Source organism: Bacillus sp. ISL-39, assembly GCF_018613295.1.
GTDB lineage: Bacteria > Bacillota > Bacilli > Bacillales > Cytobacillaceae > Mesobacillus.
Map to the genome: position 1 here is coordinate 57,594 of NZ_JAGGQM010000016.1, position 13,632 is coordinate 71,225.

At 44.5% G+C, this 13,632-nt stretch carries 12 protein-coding genes; 1 reads left to right on the forward strand and 11 read right to left on the reverse strand.

Features of this window, described 5'->3' with window-relative positions; translation table 11 throughout:
* Nucleotides 1-14: 14 nt before the first annotated feature.
* From J7E37_RS13395 to J7E37_RS13420, 6 genes are all read right to left on the reverse strand, one after another.
* Nucleotides 15-320, reverse strand: coding sequence for an AzlD domain-containing protein (locus J7E37_RS13395; RefSeq protein ID WP_102261771.1), 306 nt, complete (start codon nucleotides 318-320; stop codon nucleotides 15-17).
* Nucleotides 313-1,041, reverse strand: a complete 729-nt coding sequence (locus tag J7E37_RS13400; RefSeq protein ID WP_353050020.1) for an AzlC family ABC transporter permease — start codon at nucleotides 1,039-1,041, stop codon at nucleotides 313-315. Before J7E37_RS13400 ends, J7E37_RS13395 begins: the two co-directional genes overlap by 8 nt.
* Before the next feature lie 281 nt (nucleotides 1,042-1,322).
* Entirely contained in the window at nucleotides 1,323-2,099 is a 777-nt protein-coding gene (locus tag J7E37_RS13405; RefSeq protein ID WP_215024405.1) for an enoyl-CoA hydratase-related protein, read from the reverse strand.
* Nucleotides 2,100-2,388: 289 nt separating this feature from the next.
* Complete coding sequence (locus J7E37_RS13410) at nucleotides 2,389-3,945, reverse strand: fatty acid--CoA ligase family protein (protein ID WP_215024406.1); 1,557 nt, start codon at nucleotides 3,943-3,945, stop codon at nucleotides 2,389-2,391.
* A gap of 170 nt (nucleotides 3,946-4,115) precedes the next feature.
* Complete coding sequence (lplA, locus tag J7E37_RS13415; RefSeq protein ID WP_215024408.1) at nucleotides 4,116-5,105, reverse strand: lipoate--protein ligase; 990 nt, start codon at nucleotides 5,103-5,105, stop codon at nucleotides 4,116-4,118.
* 14 nt (nucleotides 5,106-5,119) lie between these two features.
* Entirely contained in the window at nucleotides 5,120-5,854 is a 735-nt protein-coding gene (locus tag J7E37_RS13420; RefSeq protein ID WP_215024411.1) for an MBL fold metallo-hydrolase, read from the reverse strand.
* A 170-nt stretch (nucleotides 5,855-6,024) separates the two neighbouring features.
* On the opposite strand from J7E37_RS13420, the gene yhfH reads away from it, so the two are divergent.
* A complete protein-coding gene (gene yhfH / locus J7E37_RS13425) occupies nucleotides 6,025-6,159 on the forward strand; it encodes a protein YhfH (RefSeq protein WP_214781845.1) in 135 nt (44 codons plus the stop codon).
* A 520-nt stretch (nucleotides 6,160-6,679) separates the two neighbouring features.
* On the opposite strand, the gene J7E37_RS13430 is transcribed toward yhfH, so the two are convergent.
* The 5 genes from J7E37_RS13430 to hemE all read right to left on the reverse strand — a co-directional run bounded on the left by J7E37_RS13430 (nucleotide 6,680) and on the right by hemE (nucleotide 13,334).
* Nucleotides 6,680-8,878 carry a YhgE/Pip domain-containing protein gene (locus J7E37_RS13430; protein WP_215024413.1) on the reverse strand — a complete coding sequence of 733 codons (2,199 nt, stop codon included), beginning with the start codon at nucleotides 8,876-8,878 and terminating at the stop codon, nucleotides 6,680-6,682.
* Between the two features lie 74 nt (nucleotides 8,879-8,952).
* Nucleotides 8,953-9,525: a TetR/AcrR family transcriptional regulator gene (locus J7E37_RS13435; RefSeq protein ID WP_214781840.1), complete on the reverse strand. Its 573-nt coding sequence runs from the start codon at nucleotides 9,523-9,525 to the stop codon at nucleotides 8,953-8,955.
* Between the two features lie 163 nt (nucleotides 9,526-9,688).
* Nucleotides 9,689-11,116 carry a protoporphyrinogen oxidase gene (hemY, locus tag J7E37_RS13440; RefSeq protein ID WP_215024415.1) on the reverse strand — a complete coding sequence of 476 codons (1,428 nt, stop codon included), beginning with the start codon at nucleotides 11,114-11,116 and terminating at the stop codon, nucleotides 9,689-9,691.
* Nucleotides 11,117-11,258: 142 nt separating this feature from the next.
* Nucleotides 11,259-12,197, reverse strand: a complete 939-nt coding sequence (hemH, locus tag J7E37_RS13445; RefSeq protein WP_215024417.1) for a ferrochelatase — start codon at nucleotides 12,195-12,197, stop codon at nucleotides 11,259-11,261.
* Between the two features lie 90 nt (nucleotides 12,198-12,287).
* Nucleotides 12,288-13,334, reverse strand: a complete 1,047-nt coding sequence (gene hemE, locus J7E37_RS13450) for a uroporphyrinogen decarboxylase (RefSeq protein ID WP_215024419.1) — start codon at nucleotides 13,332-13,334, stop codon at nucleotides 12,288-12,290.
* Nucleotides 13,335-13,632 lie beyond the last annotated feature (298 nt).

The following is a 13,632-nucleotide window of genomic DNA, read 5'->3' on the forward strand; positions in this document are numbered from 1 at the left end:
TGCACCCAGCAGATCTAAAAGAAATAAGAATATAAAGTCAAAACGGAGATCGAACCAATTACGACCACTATGACATTTGCTCCCATAAAGGCAACGATGAAGGCGGCGGCGGCTCCGATCAGTCCGTACCAGATGTCTTCCTGAATGAACAGGATTGCCGGGAAGATCAGCGCTCCCAGTGTGGCATATGGGACATTTTTCAGGACGCCTTGCAGGAATGGAGGCAGTTCTTTTCCGCGGAACATTACAAATGGAAGCATCCTCGGTATATAGGTAACGATAGCCATACCTATGATCATGATGACAATTTCTTTACTCATGTGTTTCTGCCCTCCTGCCTTTCTTGAATGTTTCAACTGCCTCTACAAGAATCGCTGACAGCAATGTTGCCAGCACGATGGCCCAGCCTGTGGACATGAGTTCAGCCATTGTAAATATCGAATTAAACGCAGCTGCGAGTACGGCCAGGTATACAACTTTTACATTACCTTTCATCGATGGGACCAGTAAGCCCACAAACATGGCATATAATGCGACTGACATGCTTTCCTGCAGTGTCTGAGGCAATCCTGCACCGATGAGGAAGCCCAGCCCGGAGAAAACAACCCAGCTCGAGTAAGCAGTAAGGTTCAAGCCAAACATATACCGGGCATTGACAGTACCTTCTCGTGTCGCGGCGACTGAAAATGTCTCATCCGTGATCCCGAATGAATAGCCCATTCTTGCACCTACGGTATCCTCTTCTGCCTTTTCATTCAAGGACGCAGACATGAGAAAGTGGCGGATATTCACGATAAAGGTCGTCAGAATGACTTCAAAGATCCCTATCCCCTGCGCAAGGAGACTTAACGAAATATACTGTGCGGCCCCCGCGAACACCAGCATGCTCATCATGACCGTTTCACCGAGCGCAAGTCCTGTTGTCTTGGCGATCAAGCCAAAGGTAAGTGCAATCGGCATATAACCTATCGCAATACTGATGCCTGATTGAATTCCTCTTTTAAAATCTGTTGCCTGCTTAACAACCAATGTACTTTCCACTCGCTTCCCGCCTTTCTATGTAAAATATAAAATCCTTTAATCAATTAAAATATATTATACATACTTCCAGCAGCTTGGAAAAGTGTTTCTTTTATCGAAATAATTTATGCGTATTAATACCCAGGCCCGGCAGACTGCTAAATAAGCAGTTGGTCTCTCGGAAAGTGCTGTCGATATATTTAAAAATCCGCCGATTGATTGCAAAAGGTAGTCAACATCCTTATTAGCGGTCAAAAACCCAGTCTTTGCACATAAAAAAACACGGCCGCGGCCGTGTTGAGTTACTTTCCTTTAAAATCTGGCTTTCGTTTCTCGCTGAACGCTGCCAGTGCCTCGAGGCGATCTTCTGTCGGGATGGTGACTTCGTAGGCTTTGCGCTCAATTTGCAGTCCTGTCTGCAGGTCTGCGTTCATTCCCTGTTTGACGGCATACTTTGCCTGCTGCAGTGCGACAGGTCCGTTAGCCAGCATCATTTCGGCAAATTTCATACATTCATCAAGCAAGTTTTCTTTTTTTACTACGGCGGTAACGAGGCCATAATCGAGAGCTTCCTCCGCTTTCAGCCGGCGCGCTGTCAAGATCAGCTCTAATGCTTTTGCCTGGCCGATCAGCCTTGGCAGCCTCTGGGTTCCTCCTGCACCAGGAATGATCGCCAGGCTCGTCTCCGTCAATCCCATCTGCGTCTCAGCCGCGGCAACACGGAAATCACATGCCAGGGCAAGCTCCATTCCGCCGCCGAAGGCAAATCCATTGATTGCTGCGATTGTCGGCTGCGGCAACTGGTCAATCATCGTGAAGACCTCTCCAATTTTATAGATGTTCCTCTTTACGTCCTCGTCAGACAGTGTACGGCGCTCCTTTAAATCTGCGCCAACACTGAATGCTTTCTCACCCGCTCCTGTAAAAATCACGACCCTTACATCACGGTTTGTCCTGATTTTCTCAATGACCTTCTGCAATTCATCTAGCGTATCATAATTAAAAGCATTTAATGCGTCCGGACGATTCAGCGTGACAATTCCTGTATATCCCTCTAATTGAAAAGTGATGTTACCCATACTGATCAACTCCTTCTCCATTGACATTCTAGCCTCAAGTACAAATTTCCTTCTGCTTTTCAAAAAGGCTCGTAAAGATTGTTGTTAAAATCCTAAAGCCGATTTTAACGTAATAGTAGGCCATTTTGTTGGTCGGTATTAAGTTCGCATGCTCTTTTCTCACAAAAGAGTCAACTTTGCGAAGAAAAATAGGTCATTCAATTCTATTTTGTAGTCAAGAGCAACAAAGTTTGAGAAAAGAGCCTTCAAAAAAGAGGCAGGCACGGGCGCCTGCCTCTCATTTCATAGTTTATTGTCCCTGCAGAACCTGGTTTTTCAATGCTCTTCTTAAAATTTTCCCTGTTGTATTTTTCGGAAGTTCTTCGAGGAACTCGATCGCGCTTGGCACCTTGTATTTTGCCAGGTGCTCCCGGCAATAGTCCAGCAGCTGCTCTTCGGTCAATTCAGGATTCTTGCTGACAACATAGCACCTGACTGCTTCGCCGAAATTCGGATCCGGAACGCCGAGGACAGCTACTTCAACTACATCAGGATGGTTATATAATACTTCTTCGACTTCACGCGGATATACATTGTATCCGCCGACGAGGATCAAGTCCTTCTTTCGGTCAACGATGTAGAAATATCCTTCTTCGTCCATGCGGGCAAGATCACCTGTATACAACCAGCCATCCCTGATAGCCGCAGCTGTTTCTTCTGGCATCTTATAATAGCCTGCCATTACGTTCGGGCCGCGGACAATCAATTCGCCAACTTCCCCGGGAGCCACTTCATCTCCCATTTCATTGACAACCTTGTTTTCAACATTCACGATTGAGGTTCCAATTGAACCTGCTTTGCGCGGGCGGTCAAGAGGGTTGAAGCAAGTTACCGGTGAGGCCTCCGACAAACCATATCCTTCTGAAACCATTACATTGAATTTGCGCTCGAAATTCTGAAGAAGCGCAACCGGAAGTGAAGCACCGCCAGAAATACACAGTCGAAGTGACTTAAGGTCTTCGGGATTTCCTTCTGGATACTGGAATAGGAAGTTATACATCGTCGGCACGCCTGCAAAAACAGTTGCCTCGTATTCCCTGGCAATCCGGAACACTTCTGCCGGGCTGAATTTAGGGACAATCAACAGTGTTCCGCCGTTCATCAGCGGCGCATTAAGAGCGACCGTCAAACAGAAAACGTGGAACATCGGCAGAGCTGTGATTACCTTGTCATCTTCATTCATCTTAAGGTAATCGCTTACATCTTTCGCATTGCTGTAAAGATTTTCGTGTGTAAGCATAGCCCCTTTAGGCTTGCCTGTCGTTCCTGACGTATAAAGAATGATTGCGACATCATCATCATTCAGTTCAGGACCCTTGAAATGAAGGTCTCCGGCACCAACGACATGTGTAAACGGTTTCATTTTTGAACCTAAAGAAAGCTTGGACAATTCCTCATCAGACATCTGGCTCTGACCTGTCTCCGCAATCACGAAGTGTTCGACCTTTGGCAGAAGCTGATGCATTTTTTCTGCGAGCGGCAGCATCAGGTCTAGCCCGACGACTACTTTTACATCGCCATTGTTCAAGATATAGCCGATTTCATCTGCTGTGTAAATTGGATTGATGGGAATGACTGTTGCACCGAGCCTTAGCGCTCCGTACATACTGATGACAAAATGTGGAGAGTTTCCTAGCAACAATGCGATATGATCGCCTTTTTTTACCCCTAGTTTCTCAAGACCAGAAGCAAACTTCGTTACAGCAGCATCTAGCTCTGCATAGGTGCTTGCTTTGTCCATGAAAAAATATGCCGGCTTATTGCCCAGCATTGAGGCAGTGTGATGAAGCTGTGATGAAAGATTCATTAACTCCCTTCCCCCTTTGCGGTGACAAGAGTCACCAAACTTTGTAAAAAGTTTTCTAAATATATTATATTGAAAGAAAATTATGGATTCAAGGAAAATATGTCGAAATTCTACCAATTTTACATTAAATAAATTAAAAACGCGGTATCATCAATACCACGTTTCTAAATTTAATATATTAAGTTAATGAAATCTTCTTTAGAAATATTTCCGAAATAATGTTTGATATCCACTTCTTTCAGCGCATCGGCAACTTGAGACTTTTCATATTTAAGTCCTGTCAGCTTGTCCTCGATTTCGGTGACATCGCCTACACCAAAGAAATCCCCATAGATTTTGCAGTTTTCGATGATCCCCTTATTTACCTCAAAACGGACATCGATTTGCCCAACCGGGAAACGATGCGAATGCTGCAGGTTAAACTTAGGAGATTTCCCATAATTCCATTCCCAGTTCTGGTACCTTTCTTTAGAAAGCTCATGGATATTTTCCCAGTCTTTCTCTGTTAAGACATACTCCGGAATATCATCCAGTCCATCAAAGATATTTTTCAGCAGAAGCGAACGGAATTCCTCAATTGTCACTTTTTCTGAGAGGAATTCAGAGATATTCGCAACTCGGCTGCGAATGGATTTGATGCCTTTAGATTCTATTTTATCTTTTTTTACGTTAAGCGCGGAAACGACGCTTTCGATTTCCGAGTCAAACAGCAGGGTTCCGTGGCTGAACATGCGTCCTCTGGTCGAAAATTGTGCGTTTCCGGATATCTTTCTTCCTTCTGCCAGCAAGTCATTCCTCCCGCTTAGCTCCGCATCAACTCCAAGTTTTCTTAAGGCAGTAACTACTGGCTCGGTAAACTTCCTGAAGTTGTGGAAGCTTTCTCCGTCGTCCTTCGTGATGAAGCTGAAGTTCAGATTGCCAAGATCATGGTATACAGCTCCGCCTCCGGATAACCTGCGGACAACGTGGATGCCATTTTTCTCGACATATTCCGTATTGATCTCTTCGATTGTGTTCTGGTTCTTGCCAATGATGATGGATGGTTCGTTTATATAAAAGAGTAAGTAAGTTTCATTGATATCCAGGTTCTTCAAGGCATATTCTTCAATTGCCAGGTTGATCCTTGGATCTGTGATTCCCTTATTATCAATAAATAACATGGTTGAGTCTCCTTTTATAGAGTGATTTCGAGCCCTTCCCGCGCAAGGGTAACCGGGCCATTGAAAACTGTAGAAGCTTCAGAAAAAAGCTGGTCAATTTCTCCGTAATGCGGCAAATGGGTAAGTACCAGCTGTTTAACGTCCGCTTCGGAAGCAAGCTTTCCGTTATCATAGCTATTCATATGCCCCGCACCTTTGCCATCCTGGTTCCCGTAAAAATTACACTCAGAAAGCAGCAAGTCTGCTCCCGAAGCAAATGGGATGAACTCTTCCTTAAATGAAGTATCGGCAGTATACACAAGTGACTTACCTCCAGCTTCAATCCGCATTGCATAGCAAGGAACCGGATGGACGGCAGACAAGAATGAAATCGTGAAAGGCCCTATGTAAAGTTTTTTTGCCGGATCATAAGCGATCCCTTTTGTGATGTTTTTATATGTAAGCTTCGCAAACTCCTGCTTGTCCTGAGTATGTCCGTAAATTGGAAGCTGCGGGGACTTTTTCCCCAGGAACCCCTGTATCAGACGGGCATGCTGTAATACGCCTATGTCAGCGATGTGATCCGGATGATAATGCGACAGTACCAAGGCATCCAACTCTTCTGGCTGGACAAAATTTTGGAGTCTCGCCAGTACGCCGCTGCCAAAGTCGATCATTAGCTTAAAACCTTCATGCTCGAGCAAATATCCAGTGCTGGCTTCATTCACCTTTGGGTATCCACCCCAGAACCCTACTATTGTCAGCTTCAATGATTTCCCTCCTATTATCACTCTTTTTCTTTCACTATACTTCATTTTGCCCATTTTTTCACTTTAACGGCTTTTTCAGAAAATTATGATTGACGCCATCCATTCTGTTATAATACAATAAAGTAAATAATAAATCTGTACCAAAACACAACTTGTTTGGAGGGAACAGCATGATTGAAAATGTCGTAGAATTCTTTCGTAATTTGCCGAAGAAGCAATGTATTGAGTGTGGAGAATCGATTGATGAACAGCATGAATGCTACGGAAATAAGTGTGATGGATGCATGGACCCTGGTAAACTATAAGAAAAGCGCAAGCGCCTTGTTCAGCCCGACAAGCGTTGCACGCCTATAACGCCACGTCCTGTGTCTGGCGGGTCTAGCACATCGTGTGCCACGGAGGGCTGACCAGTGAAGTCGTTCTTTGACTTCATTGGACGGACCGAAGTCGATAAGTATTGCCGACTGCCCAGAAACACAGAAACTGGAGACTCCGACCCTGCCGGCAGAGTTGAAGTTTCGGAGTTTCTAGGAGGCGAAACCAGACAAACGTCTCGAGCTGCTCAAAGCTGAAGCTTCTCGCAAGATACTCAAGAGAAGTACTCTCGGAGATGAAAACTGGCTAGGCGGTGGAGCTGGACATTTCTCGAAGTAGATTTATACAACTATAAATCAAGATTAATTCGTTTTCCTTCCCCGGTTTTCCGGGTGTAATACAATCCCTTTCCCGCAGTTGTCAAACTGCACATGAAAAGCCAGCTCGATATCTTTGAGCTGGCTTCTTTTTTGGTTATGGCTGTTTTTTCGAATTGATTATTGCTTTTCGTTATTCAGCTAACATGGCGAATTTCCGTTTGAACATCCAATTGAAATATAATGCTGTGCCTGCAGCCAGGACTAAAATGTACCCGCCCAAAATCCCTGCATTTTGCCACATGAAACTAAAATCCCCGCTTGAAATGACAGCTTTGAATCCTTGTACTGAATAAGTCATTGGCAAAAACGCATTAAACTTCTGTAAAAATCCTGGTATTAATTCCAGCGGGAAAGTTCCTGCGCTTGTCGTAAGCTGCAAAATCAGGATGACGATTGCAACAAAACGGCCTGGATCTCCTAACAATGTCACAAGGAACTGGATCAATGCAATGAAAGTCAGGCTTGTAACAATCGAGAAAATAAGGAATAGCGGAGTGCTCTCTACCTTTAGACCCAGCCCTAAAAGAAGGATGGCATCTGCTGCAAGTGCCTGCAATACGCCGATTCCTGCCAGAATACCAAATTTTCCGAAGAACCAGCTTACGCCGCTGGCAGGAACACCAGCTGGTTCCCTTAATGGGAATACGATTGAAAGCAGCAATGCACCGACAAATAAACCAAGAGATAAAAAGTATGGTGCAAACCCTGTCCCATAGTTTGGAACTGCTTTGTATGTTTCACTTTGCAGCTCGACTGGTGCCGCCAGCATATTATAAGTATCCTCATTTGGATTAAGCTGTGCTTCTCCTGCTCCCTTCTTCAGCTTTTCAGCAAGCTTTGCCGTCCCATCCGCCACTTTTGTATTGCCTTCTGACAATTTTTCAGCACCTGATGCCAGTTGATCCGCGCCATCCGTCATGGCTGCGGAACCAGATGCCAGCTGATCCATTCCACCAACAAGTTGGGAACTTCCATTCGCCAGCTCAGCAGAACCAGCTTTCGCCTCACTTAGCTTGTCACCGAACTGTTGAAGGCCAGTATGAAATTCTTCATGTCCGGCTGCCAGCTTTGCAGCACCTATTTCAAGTTGTCCACTGCCTGCTGCAAGTTCAGAAATTCCCTGTTGCAGCTGGTCCTGTCCTGCAATTACTTCTTTTAAGCCTGCTGAAATTGTCTCTGAACCGCCAGCGAGTGCACCTGCCGAATCCGAAAGTGTCGATGTTCCCTGTTCAAGGCTTGCACTGCCAGCTTCAAGTTCATTAAGCGCCTGGGCTAGCTTTTGCTGTTTATCAGGATATTCACCCAATAAAGGCGCCATAGCCTCCATTTGCTTCTTAAGCTCTTGAATGCCCGCATGAAGTTCAGCTGCACCGCCGGCAGCTTCATCAGCCCCTGCTTTCCATGCTGATAGGTTCTGGCCGAGTTCTTCAGAACCTTCTTCAATTTGAGTAGTTCCCTTGATCATTGCTGGTATCTTGCTATTTATTTGATCTAACCCTGCTTTAACTCCTGAAGCTCCTGCCTGTAAATCTTTCTGGCCTGCCAGAAGTTTCCCCGAAGCATCCTCCAGCTTCGTTTCGCCTTCCACCAATTGGCCAAGGCCCCCAGCAAGTTTCCCAGCTCCAGAAGCCAACTCTTTTGTTCCGGAATTAGCCGAACTTATCCCCTTGTTGAACTCAATCGACTTGCTTGCCAAACCAGATAAATGATTATACAGCTCCTGGCTGCCATCCTTTAGCTTGACTGCTCCGTCGTTCAAGTCTGCAGCTCCGTCACTCGCTCTTGACAGACCATCGGCCAATTCGCCGATATTGTCAAACATGGTTTCAGCATACGTTTCAGAAACCTTCTCGGACACGGATGCTTTGATTTTTTCTGCTGCTGTTCCGCCAATCTGTGCCGATAAGAAGTTGAAGCTCTCATTAGGCATATAAACAAGCTCAAGTTTTTCAGGATGATCTTCCATCAAAGTTGATGCATTCTCAGAGAAATCTTTAGGGATTTTGATGAGCATATAATATTTTTGCTGCTCCAGCCCTTTAGTCCCTTCTTCTTCGGACACAAACTCAAATCCAAAATCCTTATTTTCCTTTAATTTTTCAACAAGGTCATTACCCAGTTCCAGCTTCTCACCATCAATCGTTGACCCTGAATCACTGTTGGCAACAGCAACGGGAAGTTCTGAAAGATGTTCGTACGGATCCCAGAATGCCCATAAAAACATTCCACTGTAAAGAACCGGTATGAACAAGACGGCAATGATCGGAATAAGAAGCTTCTTATTGCTAAAAATAGATAGTAATTCTTGGGTGAATAGGTTTCTTTTCATTTTAGTCCTCCATGTTGTATTAATTGACCGTTTTGTTCATTTGGTCATTCAACTGTTAAAAATAAGGACTATCCTTAATCAGACAATCCTTTAAAAATATAGAACTCAAACAGATCTGAGATTTTTTCTTTTTCAAGTGGCTCGTTCTTTTTTTCCCAGTCAAAGATCAGCGCGATATAAAGCTTCATCATAATGAAGGCTGTAATCTCCGGGTCGCATTCCTTTATTTCACCCTTTTGGATTGCCTGGATGACCTTTTCCTTAATAAAGCTTAGAATGGCCGATTCTAATTTATCCATAACCTCCAGAACAGCGGGTGTGCCAATATCCCGGGCTTCTTGCGAGAGTTTGATCGTCAATTGATGTTTTTTACGGAACTCCAGCAGTCTATATAAAGCTCTGTGGACATTTTCATAAAAAGAAACAGATGGAGCTACTGCTTCATTTGCGACTTCTTTCATTTCTTTGATGAGGCTATTAATGATTTCATCAAAAAGCTGCTCTTTATTTTTGAAAAAGGTATAAATCGTTCCTTTACCAACGTTCGCCAGCTTTGCAACCTGATCAATCGTAGTCGCCTTATAGCCGTAAAGTGAAAAAGAGTTGGTTGCCGCTTCAAGAATCTGCTGTCTCCGGTCGACCGCCATGGTTAATCACCTCCAAAAATGACTAAATGAGAAAAATGGTCAGTACGTCAATTATTAATTTATCATGTATTTAACACTATGGCAAGAATGGAAAAATAAAAAACCCTAAAAGGGTTTTTTATCAAGAGCAGTATGTTCGCAATAAGCAATGAAGAAACGGCCTTTATCCATGAAGCTTCAAATAAGACAGGATCTTTTCGACGGCTGCTTCTCCCTGGTCTATACAGTCTGGAAGGCCGACTCCTTCATAGGAGCTGCCGCCTACGAAGACACCCGGAAGCTCACTGGCCAGATCATTTTTCAGATTCGCGACTCTTTCCTTATGCCCAACAGTATACTGCGGCATGGCTTCTTTCCAGCGTGACACTACCGCAAAATCAGGCTGTGTCTGGATATCCATTGTTTTGTTTAAATCCTCGAGCGCAATCTTGATGATTTCATCGTCCGAAAGCTCGACAATCGCCTCGTCACCTGGTCTGCCGACATAAAGGCGGAGCAAGACTTTTCCCTCAGGAGTAGTATGAGGCCATTTTTTATGTGTCCAGGTGCAGGCAGTGATTGTATAATCACTGTTCCTTGATACAACGAAGCCGGTACCATCTATATCTTCTTTTATGACACTTTCGGGGAATGCCATGGCAACCGTCGCAACAGATGTAGAAGGCATGTCGCGGAATGGATCAAAAACATGTTCGTGGTCGGAGAACATATGCAGGGCTGCTTCATGCGGTGCAGCTAATAGAATGCTGTCTGCATCGAGCGATTCACCGCTGCTCAGTCTCAGACGGTAACCATTCTCCAGTTTGCTGACCTTATCGACCCTTATTCCTTTAATGACAGAACCGGGTTCAAGTTTCGACTCAATGGCGTCGACAAACGATTGCAGACCCGTCGTCACGGTCAGGAACATTCCCTTTTTCTTAGCCTGCCCAGTTTCGGCAGGCTTCTTTTTTGCTGAGGGAGCTGTCTTCTTTGTGCCAAGAATCAAGCTCCCGTATTTCTGCTCCACCTGGTAGAATTGCGGAAAAGTAGACAAGAGGCTCATGTTATCAATATCCCCGGCGTAAATACCGGAGAGCAGGGGCTCAATCAGGTTTTCAACGACCTCATCGCCAAGCCGGCGCCGGAAAAATTCACCAAGGGACTGGTCACCTTTTACCTTTGAAGGTGGCATAAAAAAGTCTCCAGCAGCCCGGAACTTACCTGGCCAGGAAAATAGGCCGGTTGTAACAAAGGGACCGATCTGGGTAGGAATTCCCATCACTGATCCGCCAGGCATAGGATGGAGCTTGTCCTTTACCAGCACGTAAGATTTCCCCGTACTGTTATTGACTAATTTATCTCCTAAACCCACTTCCCTGGCAAGTCGGCCTGCGCTCTCTTTTCGTTCCAGGAAGGAATCTGGTCCTCTTTCAATGACGAAGCCATCTTTAACATACGTTTGCATTTTCCCGCCGACACGATGGGAGGATTCGACCAGTTTCACATCAAGAGGAAGCTGGTTCTCCCTGGCATGCTTTTGCAAATAGTATGCTGCCGCCAAACCAGTTATGCCGCCCCCTACAATTACAACTTTCTTTTTTTCTGTCAAGGTAAATCGCCTTCTTTAAGTAAGTTTTAGCGAGGCTCTTTTCGTAATCATTGTTGCTATCTCAACCTGTATAAATGCTATCTTAATTCAGGAATGCGGTTTTAGAACATGTAAGAAAAGCAACAATCAATGCGAAAGCAGCCTAACGTGAAGTTGACAGTTTCTTTAAAATAACATCTGCCAATGCATCAATGAATTCAGGCTCTGTATTTGGCATTGGAGGCCTGTAATAACTTGCTCCGACATCATCCGTCACGTTTTTGCACTCATAATCATTGTCATACAAAACTTCCAGATGGTCGGAAACAAATCCAGCCGGAACATATACAAAGGCTTTATAGCCATTTGCCTCGTACAGGTCTCTCGTCAAGTCCTGGACATCTGGCCCTAGCCATGGTTCAGGTGTGTTTCCTGCACTTTGCCAGCCGACCTCGTAATTTTTCACATTTGCCTGGTTGGCAATCAAGTCAGCTGTTTCTTTTAATTGTTCTGGATACGGATCGCCCATTTGGAGAATCTTCTCCGGAAGGCTGTGGGCCGAAACGATCAATACTGAATTCTCGCGCTCATCAGCAGGCATTTCAGCAAAGGTTTTACTCACTCTGTCAGACCAGTACTTGATGAATTTCGGTTCATTGTACCACTGTTCAACCGATACAATTTCAGGTCCTCCAAGCTTTTCCGCTTCTTCTTTGGCACGCCCGTTATACGATTTGACACTGAAAGTTGAAAAATGCGGAGCCAGCACGATGCTGACTGCCTCTTCAATGCCATCATCATGCATTTGCTTCACGGCATCCTCGATGAACGGCTCGATATGCTTTAGACCAAGATACATCTTGAATTCAATGTCATCCTGGACGCTGTTCAAATGCTGTTCAAGCTTCTCGCCCTGTGCAACGGTGATTTTCGCAAGTGGAGAAATACCGCCAATTGCTTCGTAACGCTGTTTTAAGTCCTCAAGCATTTCCGGTGACGGAGTGCGTCCGCGGCGGATATGTGTATAATATCGTTCAATATCTTCTTCATTGTAGGGTGTGCCATATGCCATAACCAGCAAACCCATCTTCTTCTTAGTCATGATTGCACCTCTTTTTCGTGTCTCTAAGCTACTATTCTGCCAAAAATCAGACCATTTTACCAAACCTAATGCTCTGAAGCAGAATAGAGGCTATTTGCCTAGTTTTGAGGCAGAGTACTCATGGATGAAAGCAGTCAGCTTTTTCAATGTTTCCGGGTTTACTGATGGGAATACACCATGCCCAAGGTTGAAGATGTAGCCTGGCTGTGCCATACCCTGATCAAGGATCGCCTTTGCCCTTTCTTCTATTACATTCCATGGTGCAAGGAGGATTGCAGGATCAAGATTTCCCATGACAGTTTTCTGGATTCCTAGTTCTCGAGCCTCGCTCACTTGCAGACGCCAGTCCAGTCCAACAACATCAAGCGGAAGATCGTTCCATTCCATGGCAAGGTGGCTTGCTCCAACACCGAACATAATCAATGGAACATTTTCTTTCTTCAGTTCAGAAAAAATCCTGTTCATTACTGGCTTGATAAAAGTTCGGTAATCCTGGACATTCAGTGCTCCTACCCAAGAATCAAAAATCTGGATTGCTTTAACCCCGGCTTTGATTTGAGATTTAACATATGTAATCACCATATCGCCTAGCTTTTCCATCAGCGCGAACCATGCTTCAGGCTGAGCGTACATAAATGCTTTTGTCTTGTTGTAATTCTTTGAAGGCCCTCCTTCAATCATATAGCTTGCAAGCGTGAACGGTGCTCCTGAGAAGCCGATCAATGGTACAGACAGCTGTTCTTCTGTAAGAAGCTTGATTGTGTCAAGTACGTACGGAATATCTGATTCAGGGTTGATCGCACCTAGCTTTTCAACGTCAGCCAATGTTTTTACTGGATTGGAAATGACGGGTCCAATCCCAGATTTAATTTCCACTTCCACGCCCATAGCTGGCAGAGGTGTCATGATGTCCTTGTATAGAATCGCCGCATCAACATCATATTGTTCTACAGGAAGCCTTGTGACATATGCGCAAAGCTCAGGCTGGTGCGTAATTTCGAATAGGGAATATTTTGCCTTTATCTCTCTATATTCAGGCTGTGACCTTCCAGCCTGTCTCATATACCAGACCGGAACATAATCTGTTGCTTCTCCTCTGGCCGCTTTTAAAAATGTATCGTTAATCATCTTGCTCATTAGGGGAAATCCACCTTTCAGTAATGTCTGTATTCCATTGTAATATAAAAGGATTAAAATAAAAAACAACAATTTATCGAATCGGATTTGCGATAGCCTCGCGCTGTTATAACAAAAAAACAAACTATATACACTATATCGTTTTTATCAGCCGATTTCATAGGAAACGCTTTAAATTGTTGAAAATTTGACGAATTTTACTTTTACTTCCTCTATAAAAGGGAAAACAGATGATAGCTTTGGTTAATCAGCATACAATTAGTATAATAGAAGTAACGTACTTTTATTAGATGAGGTG